Origin of the sequence: Geoalkalibacter ferrihydriticus DSM 17813, assembly GCF_000820505.1 — a bacterium.
GTDB classification, from domain to species: domain Bacteria; phylum Desulfobacterota; class Desulfuromonadia; order Desulfuromonadales; family Geoalkalibacteraceae; genus Geoalkalibacter; species Geoalkalibacter ferrihydriticus.
In genome coordinates this window covers 1-2775 of sequence record NZ_JWJD01000017.1, presented here as the reverse complement: position 1 = coordinate 2775, position 2775 = coordinate 1, and the positions used below count along the sequence as shown (strand labels likewise).

Here is a 2775-nt window from a genome sequence, read left to right as displayed (position 1 = left end):
CGGCTGGGCTATCTGTCACCGGCCGCCTACGAGCAGCAATATTTCAAAGAACTACGAGCAGCATAAAGGTTTGGTGTCCGCTATTGACGACCGACCCCAGATTCGCCCCAGCTGGTTTTCTTTGCTACAATCTTCTTTTGCGGTACCGCCCGCACATTGCTATGAGAACTGCTGCTATGTTTGAGGGTGAAGCGCATCAGCATTTTACGCATCTGCTCGGCCTGACCGGAGAGTTCTTCGGAAGCGGCGGCGCTTTCCTCAGCGCTGGCGGTGTTCTGCTGGGTGACCTGATCAATCTGGGTAATCCCCTGGTTGATCTGGTTGACTCCTTGCGCCTGCTCGGAGCTGGCTGCTGCAATCTCGGCCACCAGGTCGGTGACCTTGCCGATACCGCTGACGATGGACTGCAGGGCTTGGGCGGTCTGGTCGGCGATGGTGGTACCGTTGGCGGTTTTTTGTACCGAACCTTCGATTAGCTCGCTGGTCTCCTGCGCCGCTTTGGCACTGCGGGCAGCGAGGTTACGCACTTCTTCAGCAACGACGGCAAAGCCTTTGCCGTGCTGTCCGGCGCGGGCCGCTTCCACCGCAGCGTTAAGAGCGAGCAGATTGGTCTGGAAGGCGATCTCATCAATGACCTTGATAATCTTGGAGATACTCTGACCGGCATTGTTGATATCGGCCATGGCCGCCACCATTGCCTGCATCTTCTCGCTGCCCTGCTGGGCGGCGTTACGCGCTTCTGCGGCCAACTGATTGGCGGTGTTGGCGTTTTCGGCGTTGGTACCGGTTTGCGAGGAGAGTTGATTCAGCGAAGCGGAGATTTCTTCCAGCGAGCTGGCCGATTCGGTGGCCCCTTGTGACAGGGCCTGACTGGAATCGGCAACTTGACCGGAACCGGAGGCAATCTGCTCACCGGCGACCTGGATCTGACCGAGGATATCGTTCAGGTTAACGACCATGGTCTGCAGCGCCAGACCGAGTTGATCTTTGTCAGAGGCCAGTTGTACCTCGACATTCAAATTGCCATCGGCAATCTGTTCGGCCAATTCCGCGTTACGGGCGAGGTTGTCAGCCATGCCGTCGAGGGCGTTGGCCAGAATGCCGATTTCATCCTGACGATCCATGTTCAGACGCATGCTGAAGTCACCTTTGGCGATCTCCTGGGTCAGGTTGACACCTTTGATGATCGGTTTGACGATAGAGCGGGCTAAAAGAAAAACCAGCAAGGAGCCGATTGCGGTGAAAACTAGAGATAATATGATGATCATCATGCGCATGGCTGGGAGCAAGTGGAAAACATCCGCTCTGTGTGCACCCACTGCCATTGACCAGCCGGTTCCGGAAATGGGGTGGTAGCCAAAAAAACGCTCAGAACCCATGAACGGGTAGCCATCAAAGCCTGTTTCCCCACGCGTCATTCTTTGAAACATCATTGCCAGTTCGGTGTATTCCGGTTTTGTCTTGGCCTCTTCGATGAAATTCGTCTGGTTTAGCACCAGATCCCGATTGCTGTGGGCAATCAGGGTTCCCTTGCCATCGATAATATAGGAATAGCCATTTTCACCATAACCGATCCCATCAGTCACTTCACTGAGCCATGTTGCGTCAAGACGAGCAAGAAGAACGCCTGATACTTTTGCACTTTCTTTTCGGATCGGTGCGGCAACGATCATGACCGGCGAATTTGTTGCCCTGGAGATGATGACATCAGAAATATTTGCAGTGCCCTGCAGTGCCAACCGGGTATAACTTCTGTCCCCTAGTTGAGCGGTGCTGCCATCGGGATATCTGGTCGTGCCATCGATTGAGATAACGCCCATGCCGAGATAGCCACTCATCTGGGTTTGCTGTTCCAGGGCGATTTTCTGTCTATCCCAATCCATACTTTTTATTTCGGCGCTTTCTGCCATAACACTGACCGTTGTCAGATGCTTTTGAAGAACTTCTTGAATAATATTTCCCCCGTATTTGGCTACCAGGGAAATATTTGCTTCAACCTGTTCCTGCAGGGCAGTTGCCGCTTGATAGTAGGACATTGTTCCTATGCCTGAGGAAACAAGTGCCAGCAGAAGGATGATTCCTCCAGTAAGTTTTTGACCAATTGTGATATTCATGAGGTTTCCTTTCTGAGTTTAGTTTTTGTTAATTGAGATAAATTTATGCTGCCGAGCGTAAGGTCAATGACCTAATATCTTAACAACCAGGCTGTCCCAAGTGGATCCGTGGCTTTGCGTCTCCGGATTGCTCCGAGTTTGCCTATTGTCTAAATAAGAAATTTTTTTTTTATCAGCATTTGGTAATTTTTACAATTAAAAATTTATTAAATTTAATCTTTCTGGTCGACGATATCAACAGGGTAAGCGTCAACTGACCCCATCTTGATCGGTGGGCTGCGTTGCAGCATCCTTCTGCTTGACTGCCAGCCATTGGTCCGGCAGCAACTCATCGATTCGCCGGGCGGGGTGACCCATAATGCGGCGCAAGACATTTTCAAGATAGGCTTGAGGATTGATGCCCATATTTCGGCAGGTCTGCACCAGTGAGAGCACAACCGCGCTGGCTTGGCCGCTGTTTTCGCTGCCGACGAACAGCCATTTCTTGATCAGAGAGTCTCACAAATCATCTTGCATATCTGAATGCGTCCAAAGCAGATTGCCTTAGTTGTTCCGACAAATCCTCGAAATGACAACCGAAAATTGACCACCTGTGATCACCGAAATTTGACCACCCCCGTTGGTTGAAAATTACTTCTTTTTCTCGGGTTGTGGGTGGTTG

The 2775-nt window shown here is 51.4% G+C and carries 2 protein-coding genes and 1 riboswitch; both genes read right to left on the bottom strand.

The window, feature by feature from the left end; genetic code table 11:
• Positions 1-80: 80 nt before the first annotated feature.
• Positions 81-2114: a methyl-accepting chemotaxis protein gene (locus GFER_RS17265; protein WP_052446553.1), complete on the bottom strand. Its 2034-nt coding sequence runs from the start codon at positions 2112-2114 to the stop codon at positions 81-83.
• Positions 2115-2192: 78 nt separating this feature from the next.
• Positions 2193-2267: riboswitch (cyclic di-GMP riboswitch) on the bottom strand.
• Between the two features lie 96 nt (positions 2268-2363).
• Positions 2364-2549 (bottom strand): transposase domain-containing protein, encoded by a 186-nt coding sequence (locus GFER_RS18835; RefSeq protein ID WP_161807431.1) that lies wholly within the window; start codon positions 2547-2549, stop codon positions 2364-2366.
• Positions 2550-2775 lie beyond the last annotated feature (226 nt).

Bases quoted from the DNA above. Each gene is read 5' to 3' on its own strand.
- GFER_RS17265 (WP_052446553.1), bottom strand. From the start codon at position 2,114: ATGAATATCACAATTGGTCAAAAACTTACTGGAGGAATCATCCTTCTG.